We start from the raw sequence: 14380 nt of genomic DNA, 5'->3' as shown, positions 1-14380 counted from the left end.
GGTCCGGAACGCTGACGTGTATTTGTGGGCCGAAGTTCCGGGGCACTGCTGGATGCCGGGTTTGCGGCCCGTAAATATGCGGTGGAGGACCCCACCCCGTAGGCCCCGACCCCGCACCCACCCACACACCTCGCCACACCACCCCGTAGGGCCCGACCCCGCACCCACCCGCACACGTCGCCACCCCACCCCGTAGGCCCCGACCCCGCACCCGCCCACGGACGTGGCACCACAACCCGCACCCCACCGGTGGTTACAGGCGGTCCAGGACCTTGGCCAGGAGGCTGCCCATGCGGGCGGCGGAGTCGCGGCCGGCCTGGAGGACTTCCTCGTGGTTGAGGGGTTCGCCCGTCATGCCGGCGGCGAGGTTGGTGACCAGGGAGATGCCGAGCACCTCGGCCCCGGCCTCGCGCGCGGCGATCGCTTCGAGGGTGGTGGACATGCCGACCAGGTCCGCCCCGATCACGCGGGCCATGGTGATCTCGGCCGGAGTCTCGTAGTGCGGGCCGGGGAACTGGGCGTACACGCCTTCCTCAAGGCTGGGGTCGACCTCCTGGCACAGGGCCCGCAGCCGCGGCGAGTACAGGTCTGTCAGGTCGACGAAATTGGCCCCCACGATGGGGGACGTGGCCGTGAGGTTGATGTGGTCGCTGATCAGCACCGGCTGACCAGGGCGCATGCCCTGGCGGAGCCCGCCGCAGCCGTTGGTGAGGACGATGGTCTTGCAGCCGGCGGCGACGGCGGTCCGTACGCCGTGCGCCACGGCGGCGACGCCCCGCCCCTCGTAGTAGTGCGTGCGGCCGAGGAAGACGAGGGCCCGCTTGTCCTTGATCCGGTACGAGCGGATCGTGCCGGCGTGGCCCGCGACGGCGGGCGGCGGGAAGCCGGGCAGCTCGGTGACCGGGAACTCGTGCTCGGCGGTGCCGAGCGCGTCGGTCGCGGGTACCCAGCCGGAGCCCATGACCAGGGCCACGTCGTGGGTCTCGGCGCCGGTGAGCTCGCGCAGGCGTGCGGCGGCGGCGTCGGCGGCGGCGTAGGGGTCGTCGCCCTGGATCTCCGGAGTAACTGATGCGTTCACGCGGACGAGGGTAGCCGGAAATCCCCTACGCGCGTAGATGTCGCTGGTGACAGGGGTGCGGAGGGGGCGGATGGGTGCGGACGGGTACGGGGGCCGGGGACTGGAGGTCGCCGGCCGGGTGCGGCCGGTCGCGTGAGGGGGGCTCGCCGCCGGGCGAGCCCCCCTCAGTCCGCGTCCCGTACGAAAATGTCCTTGTCGTTGAAGACCTCGACGATGAAGACGAGCAGCCGCCCCATGCTGACCGTGTACTCCACCAGGATGTTCTGCGTCAGCCGAATGGTCCTGTCGTCGCCGGTCGCGCTTATCGGGCGGGAGAGGGCGGGGAACGGGTCGCGGGCGAGCAGCGAGATGCCTTTGTCGAAGGCGGCCCGCTGCTGGTCGTCGAGGCGGTCGCGGGCCACCCCGGCCTGTTCGGTGAAGTACACCTGGTACGTGGGCATAGTGCCCTCCCCTTCCGGTCCCTTCCGGCCCCGTCGTGCGCCGAGTGTACGGTCGTACGCGCACCTCAGCAGGGTCGTTTGCGCAGCTCCATCACGTAGTCGTGGGGCGCGCCCGCGGACTCGGCGGCGTCGGCGAGCTCGCCGAGGTAGCGGGCGGAGGGCAGCCCGCCCTCGTACCCGTTGAGCACGTACAGCCAGGCGGCCTCCTCGCCGTCCAGCGTGTGCACGCGTACCCGCATCCGCCGGTAGATGTCGAGGCCGACACCCTCCCAGCGGTCCATGGACTCCTCGTCCATCGGGGCGATGTCGTACAGCGCGACGAAGACCTGGGAGCGGGGCGCCTCGACGATGGTGGCCAGCGCTCCCTCCCAGCCCATCTGCTCGCCGCCGAAGGTCAGCCGCCAGTCGGTCAGCCAGCCGGTGCCGCGCAGCGGCGAGTGCGGTGCGCGGCGGGACATCAGCCGCGCGTCGAGGTTGCCGGCGTACGCGGCGTAGAGCGACATGGTTCTGAGGGTACGGGAGTGAGGCGGGACGGCATTTGTGGTGGCACGCTCGGGTGAGGGCCCGGACGGAGGGCCCCGGGCGGAGACCTCGTGGCGGGTGCGGGACAATGGAGTACGTGACTCGGATCGTGATCATCGGTGGCGGACCCGGCGGCTATGAAGCGGCGCTGGTGGGCGCGCAGCTCGGCGCGGAGGTGACCGTCGTCGACTGCGACGGTTTGGGCGGCGCGTCGGTGCTGACCGACTGCGTGCCCTCGAAGACTCTCATCGCGACGGCTGAGGTGATGACGACCTTCGACTCCTCGTACGAGGAGCTGGGGATCATCGTCGCGGACGACACGCCGCCGCTGGAGCAGGTGGCCCGCGTCGTCGGGGTGGACCTGGGCAAGGTGAACCGGCGGGTGAAGCGCCTGGCGCTGGCGCAGTCGCACGACATCACCGCGTCCGTCACGCGCGCGGGCGCGCGCGTGATGCGCGGTCGCGGCCGGGTGGAGCCGGACCAGGCGCCCGACGGTTCGCGGACGGTGATCGTACGGGCGGCGGACGGCTCCGAGGAGACGCTGACCGCGGACGCGGTGCTGATCGCGACGGGCGCGCACCCGCGGGAGATCCCGGACGCGCTGCCGGACGGCGAGCGGATACTCAACTGGACGCAGGTGTACGACCTGGAGGAGCTTCCCGAGGAGCTCATCGTGGTCGGCTCCGGCGTCACGGGCGCGGAGTTCGCCGGCGCGTACCAGGCGCTCGGCTCGAAGGTGACGCTGGTCTCCAGCCGTGACCGGGTGCTGCCGGGCGAGGACCCGGACGCCGCGGCGGTGCTGGAGGACGTGTTCCGGCGGCGCGGCATGAATGTGATGGCGCGCTCCCGCGCCCAGTCCGCGAAGCGGGTGGGGGAGCGGGTGGAGGTCACGCTGGCGGACGGCCGGGTGATTTCCGGTACGCACTGCCTGATGGCGGTCGGCTCCATTCCGAATACCGTCGGCATGGGCCTGGAGGAGGCCGGGGTCCGGCTGAAGGATTCCGGGCACATCTGGACCGACAAGGTCTCGCGCACCAGTGCGCCGGGCGTGTACGCGGCCGGCGACTGCACCGGCGTGTTCGCGCTGGCGTCGGTCGCGGCGATGCAGGGCCGTATCGCCATGTATCACTTCCTGGGGGACGCGGTCACTCCGCTCAATCTCAAGGCGGTATCCGCGAACGTATTTACGGACCCGGAGATTGCGACCGTCGGTTACACGCAGGCGGACGTGGACAACGGCCGGATCGACGCGCGCGTGGTGAAGCTTCCGCTGCTGCGCAATGCCCGCGCGAAGATGCAGGGCATCCGGGACGGATTCGTGAAACTGTTCTGCCGCCCGGGCACCGGCATCGTGGTCGGCGGCGTGGTGGTCGCGCCGCGGGCCAGCGAGTTGATCCACCCGATCTCGATCGCCGTCGACAACAACCTGACGGTGGAGCAGATCGCCAACGCGTTCACCGTGTACCCGTCGCTGTCGGGCTCGATCGCCGAGGTCGCACGGCAGTTGCACACTCGTAAGACGCAGCGCGAGGAGTAGGCGAGGAGCGGGCGGGGCAGTCGGGGGCAGTCGGGGGTGGGGCCGGGCCGTGTGAGTTCTCGGGCCCCGGCGGCCGGCCTCGGCCGAACCGCCGATCGGGCTTCTCTCCTATACCACCCCTCGGTAGTCGCTACGGACAATTTCCGTTAATTGCTGCAAGCTGCTGAAAACAGTTGGTCGTTGGCGTTACTGTCAGTTTCGTGTTCGCAGCAGAACGTCGTCAATTGATCCTCGAAATGGTGCGGGCCAACGGGGCGGTTTCGCTCCGGGAGCTCGCCCGCGTCGTCCAGACCTCCGAAGTGACCGTACGGCGGGACGTACGGGCATTGGAGGCAGAAGGACTGCTCGACCGCCGGCACGGCGGTGCGGTGCTGCCGGGTGGTTTCACCAGGGAGTCCGGCTTCCCGCAGAAATCCCATCTAGCGACCGCGGAGAAGACGGCCATCGCCGATCTCGCGGCGAGCTTCGTCGAAGAGGGCGAGGCCGTCGTCGTCGGCGCCGGTACGACCACGCAGGAGCTGGCCCGCCGGCTCGCGCGCGTACCCGGCCTGACCGTGGTCACCAACTCCCTCCTCGTCGCCCAGGCGCTGGCCCATGCCAACCGGGTCGAGGTCGTCATGACCGGCGGGACCCTCAGAGGCTCCAACTACGCCCTCGTGGGCAGCGGCGCCGAACAGTCCCTCCAGGGGCTGCGCGTCACCCGCGCCTTCCTGTCCGGCAGCGGGCTGACCGCCGAGCGCGGCCTGTCCACGTCCAACATGCTCTCCGCGAGCGTCGACCGCGCGCTGGTGCAGGCGGCGGCCGAGGTGGTGGTGCTCGCGGACCATTCGAAGCTGGGCACCGACACCATGTTCCAGACCGTGCCCACGGATGTGATCACCCGCCTGGTGACCGACGAGCCCCCCGCGCACCACGAGCGTGCCGCGACGGAGCTCCAGGCGCTCGCCGACCAGGGCGTGCAGATCGCGGTCGCCGGGCCCGGCGCGGGATCGGGCTCGGGAGGCACGGCCGGTCCGGGCGGCGGCGACTCCGTTCCGCCGGGGCACCGGCCCCGGCGGGACGTGGCCCCCCTGCCGGGCCAGCGCCGCAACCACCCGCCGGCCCCGGGCGGCCCCCAACTGCGCGCCGCCGCCGCGGTCGGCGACCCGGCCCCCGGCAGAGTCGCCGACCTCCGCCGCCGCTAGCCGGCCTCCGGCCCGGATGTCGGCCTGCTACGGGCGCGTACGGGCGTGTGGGCGCGTACGGGCTCTGTACGGGCGTACGGGCTGTACGGGCGTACGGCGGGCTCCGGCGCCCGCGGGGCCGAGTCTCGGGGCCGGGCCCCGGACGTACCGCCGCTGACAGTGCCGAGCGGCACCGGCTGATCGTCGGTGGGCCGCCGGCAGCGGAAACCACCGGCTGACTGCCGACACGTACCGGCCGATCGCCGGAGTGTCGTCAGCAGCAGCCGAGCAGTACCGGCCGATCGCCGGAATCTCGCGTCGGCGGCAGGGGCGCGACACGCCCCGCCGAGGCGCCCTCGGCGCCAGCGCGCGGCGCGTGGAATCCCAACGCTCGTGGAATCCCGACGCCGGACGGCCGTGGTCGGCAGTAGGCGGCGCGGAGCCGGACCGGCTGCCTCCACGCAAGGGATCGGCCTCCCCGGAGGGGTCCGGCTCAAGCGTCCTGTCAAGCGCCCTGCTGGGCGCGTTCGCTCGGCGGTCTGGTGCCGGTGATGACCGTGGCGTTGAGTTCGTCGCAGGTGGTCACCCGGGTGGTCAGGCCGCTCGCGGTGAACGCCGCGGCGGCGGCCGCCGCCTGGACCTCGCTGGTCTCGATCAGCAGGGAGCCGCCCGGCGCCAGCCAGCGGGGGGCCGCGGCGGTGACGCGGCGCAGTACGTCGAGCCCGTCGACGCCGCCGTCGAGGGCGACCAGTGGCTCGTGGTCGCGGGCCTCGGGCGGCAGCGTGCCGATGGCCTCGGTGGGCACGTACGGCACGTTGGCGACCAGCACGTCCACGCGGCCGAGCAGGCCGGCGGGGAGCGGATCGTACAGATCGCCCTCGTATATCCGGCCGCGTCCGCCCTGGGCGGCGGCGTTGCGGCGGGCGCAGCGCACCGCGGCGGGGTCGATGTCGGCGGCGTGGAGTTCGGGGTGGAGTCCGGCGCGGTCGAGGGCCGCGGCGAGGGCCAGGCCCACGGCGCCCGAGCCGCAGCACAGGTCGACGACGACCGGACTGGCCACATGCCCGGCGACCGCGGCCACGGCCCGTTCGACGAGGAATTCGGTGCGGCGGCGCGGCACGAAGACGCCGGGTTCGACGGCGACGCGCAGACCGCGGAACTCGGCCCAGCCCAGGACGTGTTCGAGCGGCAGCCCGTCGGCGCGCCGACGCACCATGTCGTCGAGTTCGGCGGGCGTACGGGCGGTGGCTATCAGCAGTTCCGCCTCGTCCTCGGCGAAGACGCACCCGGCGGCGCGGAGCGTGGAGACGATGGCGGCGGGGACAGTGTGCAGAAAAGGGGACGCGGAAACCGACATGGAAAGGGACCTCTCGGGATGCCTTTGGGGCTCCCGCGGACACCTATGTCCGGTGGACCGTACGGCCGTGCGGAGGGAGCACCCAGCCTGACGCAGCGGTAATGGGTCTCACCTCCTTGACGTGTTCACTGCCTGAATCACCCACATTACCCGACAGATCCCACGGCTACCCCCGCTCGGGTCCGCACGTGCCGCCTTCGCCCGGCCCGCCCGCGTCCGGGGCGCGGAGGCCGGTCAGGGTGAGCATCAGCAGCCGGTCGGCCAACTCGGGGTCGTCCGGCGACTGTTCCGTGGCGAGCGCGATGGCGCTGGTGAGCTGCATGAGGTCGGCGATGCCGACATCGGTGCGTACGGACCCGGCACGCTGCGCGCGGGCCAGCAGCGTACGGCCCGCCTCGCGCATCGGCGTGCTGCACCGCGACAGCGCGGACCCCTCGTCGCTCTGCGCGGCGATCAGCTCGCGGGACAACCCGCGGTACGTGCTGGAGTGGGCGATGATCGCGCGCAGCCACTCCACCAGGGCGCGGCACGGCTCGGGGGCGGCGAGGAGTTCGCGGGAGCGGGCGAGGAGCGCGTCGACCTCGCCCTGGAAGACGGCGCTCATCAGGGCGATGCGGTTGGGGAAGTGCCGGTAGAGGGTGCCGATGCCCACGCCCGCGCGGCGGGCGACGTCTTCGAGCGAGGCGTCGGTGCCGTGCTGTGTGAAGGCCGTACGGGCCTCGGCCAGCAGGCGCTCGTAGTTGCGCCGCGCGTCCGCGCGCATGGGTCGCTGTGACGTCTGCGCCATGTCCGTCGCCATTGCGTCGTCCTCCCGCTCACCGCGGCCCACCGCCGGTGAGCTCATGACAGCAAGGATGCCACTGGCCGGGGCGGCACGTGACCGCTCCGGAACACCTCGGGCCCCCGCCGGTTCACCGACGGGGGCCCGAGAGGCGTCGCGGGGTCATTCCTTGATCTCGCAGATGACGGCGCCGGAGGTGACGGAGCCGCCGACCTCGGCGGTCAGGCCCTTGATGGTGCCGGCGCGGTGGGCGTTGAGGGGCTGCTCCATCTTCATCGCCTCCAGGACGACGACCAGGTCGCCCGCGGCGACCTCCTGGCCCTCCTCCACGGCGACCTTGACGATCGTGCCCTGCATCGGGGACGCGAGCGCGTCACCGGAGGCGGTGGCGCCCGCCTTCTTCGCCGCGCGCCGCTTCGGCTTCGCGCCGCCGGCCGCGGCGGTGCGGGCCAGGGACATGCCGAGCGACGAGGGGAGGGAGACCTCCAGCCGCTTGCCGCCGACCTCGACGACGACGGTCTCCCGGCCCAGGGCCTCGTCCTCGTCGGCGGCCGCGCCTGCGAAGGGCTCGATGGTGTTGGTGAACTCGGTCTCGATCCACCGGGTGTGGACCTCGAACGGGCCGCTGGAGCCGTCCAGTTCGGGTGCGAAGGCCGGGTCCTCGACGACCGCGCGGTGGAAGGGGATGGCGGTGGCCATGCCCTCGACGGTGAACTCGGCGAGCGCCCGCCGGGCGCGCTGGAGCGCCTGGCCGCGGGTGGCGCCGGTGACGATGAGCTTGGCGAGCAGCGAGTCCCAGGCGGGGCCGATGACCGAACCGGACTCGACGCCCGCGTCCAGCCGCACGCCCGGACCGGCCGGGCCCTCGAACTTGGTCACCGTGCCGGGCGCCGGTAGGAAGCCGCGGCCGGGGTCCTCGCCGTTGATGCGGAACTCGAAGGCGTGACCGCGCAGGACCGGGTCGTCGTAGCCCAGCTCCTCGCCGTCGGCGACGCGGAACATCTCGCGCACCAGGTCGATGCCGGAGACCTCCTCGGTGACCGGGTGCTCGACCTGGAGGCGCGTGTTGACCTCCAGGAAGGAGATCGTGCCGTCCTGCCCGACGAGGAACTCGACGGTGCCGGCGCCGACGTAGCCGGCCTCCTTGAGGATGGCCTTGGACGCCCGGTACAGCTCGGCGTTCTGCTCGTCGCTCAGGTACGGCGCGGGGGCCTCCTCCACCAGCTTCTGGTGGCGGCGCTGGAGCGAGCAGTCGCGGGTCGAGACGACCACGACGTTGCCGTGCGTGTCGGCCAGGCACTGGGTCTCCACGTGCCGCGGCCGGTCGAGGTAGCGCTCGACGAAGCACTCGCCGCGGCCGAAGGCGGCCACCGCCTCGCGCACCGCCGAGTCGTACAGCTCCGGTACTTCCTCCAGCGTGCGGGCGACCTTCAGGCCGCGCCCGCCGCCGCCGAACGCCGCCTTGATGGCGATCGGCAGCCCGTGCTCCTCGGCGAAGGCGACGACCTCGTCCGATCCGGAGACCGGGTCGGGGGTGCCGGCGACCAGCGGGGCGCCGGCGCGCTGCGCGATGTGACGGGCCGCCACCTTGTCGCCGAGGTCGCGAATGGCCTGCGGCGGGGGGCCGATCCAGGTCAGCCCGGCGTCCATGACGGCCTGGGCGAACTCCGCGTTCTCGGACAGGAAGCCGTAGCCCGGGTGGACGGCGTCCGCCCCCGACTCGGCGGCGGCGGCGAGCACCTTGGCCATGTCCAGGTAGCTGGCCGCCGGAGTGTCACCGCCCAGCGCGTAGGCCTCGTCGGCCGCGCGGACGTGCAGGGCGTCCCGGTCCGGATCGGCGTAGACGGCTACGCTCGCGATTCCGGCATCCCGGCAGGCACGGGCGACGCGGACAGCGATTTCGCCTCGGTTGGCGATGAGCACCTTGCGCACGATGGCTCCCTCCTTGAAACAAGGTGAGTTTAGGTACTGGCAACACTCTGTGCCGACCCGACTCCGGGGGTGAGCTTGCCCACACGGAGCGTGAGGCGGCGGCCGAACGTGGGCCGTACGAGCCCAACTCCCCTGGTGTCCCACGGTACGCCCGGATCGATGGAGCGCCGGTCGTGCCGCGATGTGGTCAAGGTCTCCAGTCGCGTGCGCGCCGAGCGACGCGGTTTCTTTGTGGAGACCCTACGAACGGGCGAGGGAAACTTTGCCCGTACCTCCGGCCTGTCCACCGGTCGCCACCGCTTGTGCCGGGACCCTTGTCCCCTCGCTTACCCATGAGTAGCGTGCCCAATGTCGAACGTACCGCGGGTAACCCCAGGCGCTACCCGCGCGCAACACCGAAAGGGGCGGCGGGGGTGCGGAACCGAACGCTGAGCAGAGCGACCGCCGCGACAACAGCCGTGGCACTGGTCCTGGAGGCCATCGGCATAGCCTTCCTGAACTGGTTCCTGGGCGAGGTCGTCGACAAACAGGACATGTCCCTGGCGGGCCTCGACCCCCACGCCATGACGCTCGCCGCTTGGGCCGCCGGCGCCGTCTTCGCCCTCTACCTGCTCCTCTGCGCCTTCCTCTGCGCCCGAACCGCCTGGCGCGACCGCCCGCCCCGCACCCTCCCGCGCATCATCCTCATCACCTGCGCGGTCGTCCACGGCCTCCTGGGCGCCTTCGCCATCAGCCTCGTCGGCTGGCCCGCCTTCGCCCTCATGATGGCCGTACTGGCTCTGATAGTCCTGAGCCTGGTCCTCTACGACCCCGCCCCCGACCCCAAACAGAAACCGGCGGGGGACCCACGTACAGCATGAATGGCGAAGCGCGCCCGTAAGCCGGGTACGAGCGGGGAGCAGCCCACACCCACCCACCCCCACCCCCGACCGCCGGCCGGGTGCGGGCGGGCGTAACGGGCCGACGGACCAGCAGGAGCGAGGCTTCAGCCCACCCACCCCCTGACCGCCGGCCGGGTACGGGCGGGCGTAACGGGCCGACGGGACCAGCAGGAGCGAGGCTTCAGCCCACCCACCCCACCCGGACCGTTGGCCGGGGACGGGCGGTAGGCACCCACCCACCCCCCCGCCCACCCCATCCGGGCGGTTGGCCGGGTACGAGCGGGAGGGGCCGGGTTCGGAGGGGTGGGGGTCCGGGACGCTGACGTGTATTTGTGGGCCGGAGTTCTGGGTTCCTTCAGGATGCCGGGTGAGCGGCCCGTAAATATACGGTCCCGGACCCCCACCCCGGAGAGCCCGGCCCCGCACCCACCCACAACGCCCGCAGACTCAGACGGCCCGCATCGTCAACCCCTCAGCCTCCACCGCGGCCCGCCGCACAACCTCCGTCAGCGACTCACGACGCCGAGTGAACTCACCCAGCGGCAGAGCGGCCGACACCGCCGCGACCACCCCACCCGCCACCCCACCCGCCGGCACGCCCCCCGACACAGACACCGGCACCGCGACGCAAGCCATCCCCTCCCGCGCCTCCTCGACCTCCACCGCGAAACCCTCCCGCCGCACCCGCCGCAGCTCCACGTCGAACCGCTCCGGCGACGTGATCGTGCGCGGCGTCATCCGCGGCATGCCCCGCGCGGCCAAGTACTGACGCCGCACAGACCGCGGCAGCGCCGACAGCAGCACCTTCCCGTGAGCGGTCGCGTGCGCCGTGGTCTCCTGGCCGACTGAGAACACCGCCTCCGTGTCATGGATCGCCGTCGTCCCGTCGAGCACCGCGATCTCGCCATCCCGGTACGTACTGAAGTACGCGTCGGCCCCCGCGGCGCGCCGCACCCGCAGCAGCACCTCGTGCAGCCCGTCATCGATCCGCATCTGCCGCTGGAAGGCCCGGTGCAGCTCCGGAAGCCGGTAACCGAGCGTGTAACCGGCGGCGGAACGCGTGAGGTGGCCGCGCGCCGTGAGCGAGCCCAGCAGGGCGTACACGGTGGACAGCCCGCAACCGAGCCGCCGGGCCAACGCCTTGGCGGTCACCGGCCCGGGAGCCTCGGCGACGGCGTCGAGCAGGTCGAGCGCCCGGTCGACGGACTGCGGGCCGGGTACGGACGCGGGCATGGGCGAAGGCTTTCCTTGGACGGGCGAGGAACCGACCCCCCAGAATCGCACACGACCCGGGCACCCGCCGGAGGCCACGGTGACCCGACCCGTCCACCGTCGTTGACCAAGCATGATCAAGCGCATCGCAACAGCCGCCGTTCTCGCCGCCTCCGCTCTCTCCCTGGCCCAGGGCGCCGCCTCAGCGGCCTCGGCCGTGCCGGGGCCCGCGGCGCCCATGCCGCCCGTACCCACGCCGGACGCGCCACTGCCGACGGCGCCGATGCCGAAGCCGATGGAGGGGGCGGAGCCGAAGTTCAGCCTCTACCCCGGCGTCACCGATGGGATCGAGGACGGGGTCGGCGGCGGCCTGACGAAGGGAACGGGACAGGCGACCAAGGAACTGCATCAGGGCGGCGAAAAGCTGAAGAGCGGGCTGACCGAGGGCGCCGGGAAGCTGGTCGGCGGCCTGTCGCAGGGGGCCGAGAAGGCCCTGGGCGAACTGAGCAGGGCCATGCCGTAACTCACCGCGGGAAGAGGCGGCACGGAACAATCAGTCGCCCCCAGAGACACCGAGACGGCCCAAGCCCAGCAGCGCCCTAAGCCCAAAGATCCGTGACGCGAACGTCCAGCGAGGCGAGCAGTTGCCGCAGCAGCGGAACGCTGAGCCCCAGGACGGTGCCGTGGTTGCCGTCGATGCTGTCGACGAACGGGGCGGCCCGGCCGTCGATGGTGAACGCGCCGGCGACGCGCAGCGGTTCGCCGGTGGCGACGTAGGCGGCGATCTCGTCGTCCGTGGGCTCGCCGAAGCGGACGGTGGCGGAGGCGGTGGCCGAGGCCCGCCGCCCGCTGGCGGTGTCGATCACGCAGTGGCCGCTGCGGAGAATCCCGGCGCGCCCGCGCATCGCCTTCCAGCGGGCCGTGGCGTCCTCGGCGTCGGCGGGCTTGCCGTACGCCTGCCCGTCCAGTTCGAGGACGGAGTCGCAGCCGACGACGAGCGCGCCGGCGGCCTCGGCCCGTACGGACACGGCGTCGGCCTTCGCCTCGGCGAGCACCCGGGCCAGCTCGGCGGGGCTGTCCGCGCTGATCGCGTCCTCGTCCACGCCGCTGACGATGACCTCCGGGGCGAACCCGGCCTGGCGCAGCAGCCCGAGCCGGGCGGGGGACTGGGAGGCGAGCACGAGACGTCGCGAGGGACTGAGATCCATGGGGAACATGGTAGGCGGCGCCTGAAACCCCCCGACCAGCTTCACCCCACCACCACTCGCCAACTCCACCCCACCCCGCTCCACTCCCCCCCCGCACCCCCGGCCGACCGCACCCCCGCCCAACCCCCCGATTACGATCGGAAATTCACCGTGATCGCGGGGGCGGCGCGCAGGGGGCGGCGCGCAGGGGCGGCCGGGCGCGGGCCGCGGAGCTGATGGGGGATGGGACCGTGGCGTTACTGCAACTGGCCTGGTGGACCGTGCGCTCGCGTCGGACGGACTTCGTGGGGTCCTTCGTGGCGATGGTCTGCGCGCAGGCGCTGGTGACGGCGTGCGCGGTGCTGCTGGAGTCCGGCGCGCGGGCCGGGGCCGCGACGGGCGGGCCGGACGTGGTGGCGTTCGCGGTGCCGTTCGGGTTCATCTCGCTGTTCGTGGCGGCGTTCGCGGTGGCCGGTACGTTCTCGCTGGGCGTGCAGCAGCGGACGCGGGAGATCGCGCTGCTGCGGGCGATCGCGGCGACGCCGCGCCAGGTGCGGCGGATGGTGGCGTACGAGGCGCTGGTGGTCACGGTGGTGGCTGCCCTGCCGGGCTGCGGCCTGGGGGTCCTGCTGGCCGCCGGGCTGCGGGCGGCGCTGGCCGGGCAGGGGCTGTTCGCGGCGGGGTTCCGGCTGGACTTCGGGCCGGTGAGCCTGGTCTCGGCGGCGGCCGTCTGCTGGGTGACGGCCCAGGCCGCGGTGTGGAGCAGCGGCCGGCGGGCCGCCCGGGTGCACGCGATGCGGGCGCTGGGCGAGGCGGCGGCGCCCCGGCACCGGGCCGGGTGGGTGCGTACGGTCGCGGGGCTGCTGGTGCTCGGCGGCGGCGTGTGGGGGCTGGAGTCCATCGCGGGCAACCCGGGGTCGAGCTCCGACGTCAACTCGGCGTCCGGCATGGTCATGGTCTTCATGGTGGCGGTGGCGCTGCTCGCCCCGTGGATCGGCCGGCTGACCGGCGCCGTCTTCGGCGGGCTCTGCAAGCTCCTCTTCCCCGGCGTCGGGTACGTGGCCGGGGCGAACCTCGCCTCGGGCCACCGCCGCCTGGCGTCGGCGATCATGCCGCTGGCCCTGACGGTCGCGTTCGCGGCGGTCTCGCTGTTCGTACCGCAGATGAAGTGGCGCGAGCAGCAGCGCCAGGACAGTGGGCGCATGGTCGCCGACCAGCTCGTGACCAGTGGCGACGAGCTGCCGGCCGACGTGGTGCGGACCGTACGCCGGGTGCCGGGGGTGGCGGCCGCGGTCGGCACGACCAGTACGTACGCGAAGGTGCTCACCGGCGAGGGCGAGTCGCACCGCGGGCCCGGCGGGATCGCGCAGGCCGTCACCGACGGGCCGCTCGCCCAGGTGCTGGACCTCGGGGCGGCCGACGGGCGCGGCGCGGACGGACTCGGCGCGCACGACGTGGCGTTGAGCGAGCGGCTGGCCCGCGCGGTGGGCGCACGGCCGGGCGACGAGGTGCGCCTGCTCATGGACGACGACCGCGTCGAGCGGGTACGGGTGGCGTTCCGCTACTCGCGCGCCACCGGCTTCGGCGACCTCGTGCTCCCGCAGCGCCTCGCCACCCGTCACCTCATGGACGGCGAGACGCTGCGGCAGGACACCGTGTACGTACGGTCCGCGCCCGGCCGGGAGCGCGCGGTCGCGGAGGGGCTGGCGGCGCTGGGCAAGGGGCGGCACTCGGAGTGGCGGGTGCTGGACCGCGCCGCGTACGCCGCCGAGGCCCGGCACCGGCAGGACGCGTCGATGACCGTGACGTACCTGCTGCTCGCCGTGATCACCGTCTTCACCTCGATCTCCGTGGTCAACACGCTGGTCATGACGGTGATGGAGCGCTCCGGCGAGTTCGCGCTGCTGCGGCTGGTGGGGGCCACGCGCCGGCAGGTCGGCCGGATGATGGGCCTGGAGAACGCCGTCACGGTGCTCGCCGCGCTGCTGCTGGGCTCGGCGGTGGCCGGCGCCGTACTCGTCGGCAGCGCCCGCGCCCTGACCGGCACCGCCCGCCTCGACCTGTCGCCGTCCATCGCCGCGCTCATCGTGGGCGGCGCTGGGGCGCTGGCGCTCGCGACGGGCGTACTGACGACGCGCATCGCCGCGGCACAGCGGCCGGAGCGGGCGGTGCGGACGGTTCGCGCGCCGGGGTAGGGCGCGGTGTCCGCGGGCCCCTACCGCGGCCGTTCCGGCCCGGTTCGTACCGGCGTCGCCGCGTCCGTACGGCATTGGCGTGAGGCGCCCGGAAA

At 73.0% G+C, this 14380-nt stretch carries 13 protein-coding genes; 5 read left to right on the top strand and 8 right to left on the bottom strand.

All coding sequences use genetic code 11. The features are described from left to right. Positions 1–253: 253 nt before the first annotated feature. From IF55_RS34450 to IF55_RS34440, 3 genes are all read right to left on the bottom strand, one after another. Positions 254–1078 carry a purine-nucleoside phosphorylase gene (locus IF55_RS34450; RefSeq protein WP_030893266.1) on the bottom strand — a complete coding sequence of 275 codons (825 nt, stop codon included), beginning with the start codon at positions 1076–1078 and terminating at the stop codon, positions 254–256. 164 nt (positions 1079–1242) lie between these two features. Beyond that, the gene (locus IF55_RS34445) at positions 1243–1518 is read right to left on the bottom strand and encodes a hypothetical protein (protein ID WP_030893267.1); all 276 of its coding nucleotides are present in this window, start codon (positions 1516–1518) and stop codon (positions 1243–1245) included. Positions 1519–1583: 65 nt separating this feature from the next. Further along, complete coding sequence (locus IF55_RS34440; protein WP_030893269.1) at positions 1584–2021, bottom strand: gamma-glutamylcyclotransferase family protein; 438 nt, start codon at positions 2019–2021, stop codon at positions 1584–1586. 107 nt (positions 2022–2128) lie between these two features. Here IF55_RS34440 and IF55_RS34435 point away from each other — a divergent pair, with 107 nt between their 5' ends. Then, entirely contained in the window at positions 2129–3577 is a 1449-nt protein-coding gene (locus IF55_RS34435) for an NAD(P)H-quinone dehydrogenase (RefSeq protein ID WP_030893271.1), read from the top strand. A 200-nt stretch (positions 3578–3777) separates the two neighbouring features. After that, on the top strand, positions 3778–4761 hold the full coding sequence (locus IF55_RS34430; RefSeq protein WP_106980537.1) for a DeoR/GlpR family DNA-binding transcription regulator: 984 nt from the start codon (positions 3778–3780) through the stop codon (positions 4759–4761). A 484-nt stretch (positions 4762–5245) separates the two neighbouring features. Here the strand turns inward: IF55_RS34430 and IF55_RS34425 are convergent, their stop codons facing one another. From IF55_RS34425 to IF55_RS34415, 3 genes are all read right to left on the bottom strand, one after another. Beyond that, complete coding sequence (locus IF55_RS34425) at positions 5246–6097, bottom strand: putative protein N(5)-glutamine methyltransferase (protein WP_030893275.1); 852 nt, start codon at positions 6095–6097, stop codon at positions 5246–5248. Positions 6098–6263: 166 nt separating this feature from the next. Then, a complete protein-coding gene (locus IF55_RS34420; RefSeq protein ID WP_106980539.1) occupies positions 6264–6860 on the bottom strand; it encodes a TetR/AcrR family transcriptional regulator in 597 nt (198 codons plus the stop codon). 180 nt (positions 6861–7040) lie between these two features. Continuing rightward, the gene (locus IF55_RS34415) at positions 7041–8810 is read right to left on the bottom strand and encodes an acetyl/propionyl/methylcrotonyl-CoA carboxylase subunit alpha (protein ID WP_030893280.1); all 1770 of its coding nucleotides are present in this window, start codon (positions 8808–8810) and stop codon (positions 7041–7043) included. 413 nt (positions 8811–9223) lie between these two features. Between IF55_RS34415 and IF55_RS34410 the strand changes: the two genes are divergently transcribed. Continuing rightward, positions 9224–9670, top strand: a complete 447-nt coding sequence (locus tag IF55_RS34410) for a hypothetical protein (RefSeq protein WP_106980536.1) — start codon at positions 9224–9226, stop codon at positions 9668–9670. Between the two features lie 468 nt (positions 9671–10138). On the opposite strand, the gene IF55_RS34405 is transcribed toward IF55_RS34410, so the two are convergent. Beyond that, positions 10139–10924 (bottom strand): IclR family transcriptional regulator, encoded by a 786-nt coding sequence (locus IF55_RS34405; protein ID WP_048833043.1) that lies wholly within the window; start codon positions 10922–10924, stop codon positions 10139–10141. 112 nt (positions 10925–11036) lie between these two features. On the opposite strand from IF55_RS34405, the gene IF55_RS34400 reads away from it, so the two are divergent. Next, entirely contained in the window at positions 11037–11426 is a 390-nt protein-coding gene (locus IF55_RS34400; RefSeq protein ID WP_030893359.1) for a hypothetical protein, read from the top strand. A gap of 76 nt (positions 11427–11502) precedes the next feature. Here the strand turns inward: IF55_RS34400 and IF55_RS34395 are convergent, their stop codons facing one another. Further along, entirely contained in the window at positions 11503–12111 is a 609-nt protein-coding gene (locus tag IF55_RS34395) for a Maf family protein (protein WP_030893361.1), read from the bottom strand. Positions 12112–12341: 230 nt separating this feature from the next. Here IF55_RS34395 and IF55_RS34390 point away from each other — a divergent pair, with 230 nt between their 5' ends. Beyond that, positions 12342–14285, top strand: coding sequence for an FtsX-like permease family protein (locus IF55_RS34390; protein WP_245661640.1), 1944 nt, complete (start codon positions 12342–12344; stop codon positions 14283–14285). Positions 14286–14380 lie beyond the last annotated feature (95 nt).

It is taken from the genome of Streptomyces varsoviensis (assembly GCF_000718635.1).
GTDB lineage: Bacteria > Actinomycetota > Actinomycetes > Streptomycetales > Streptomycetaceae > Streptomyces > Streptomyces varsoviensis.
The sequence above is the reverse complement of the archived record's forward strand: the minus strand, read 5'-3'. Positions and strand labels throughout refer to the sequence as shown.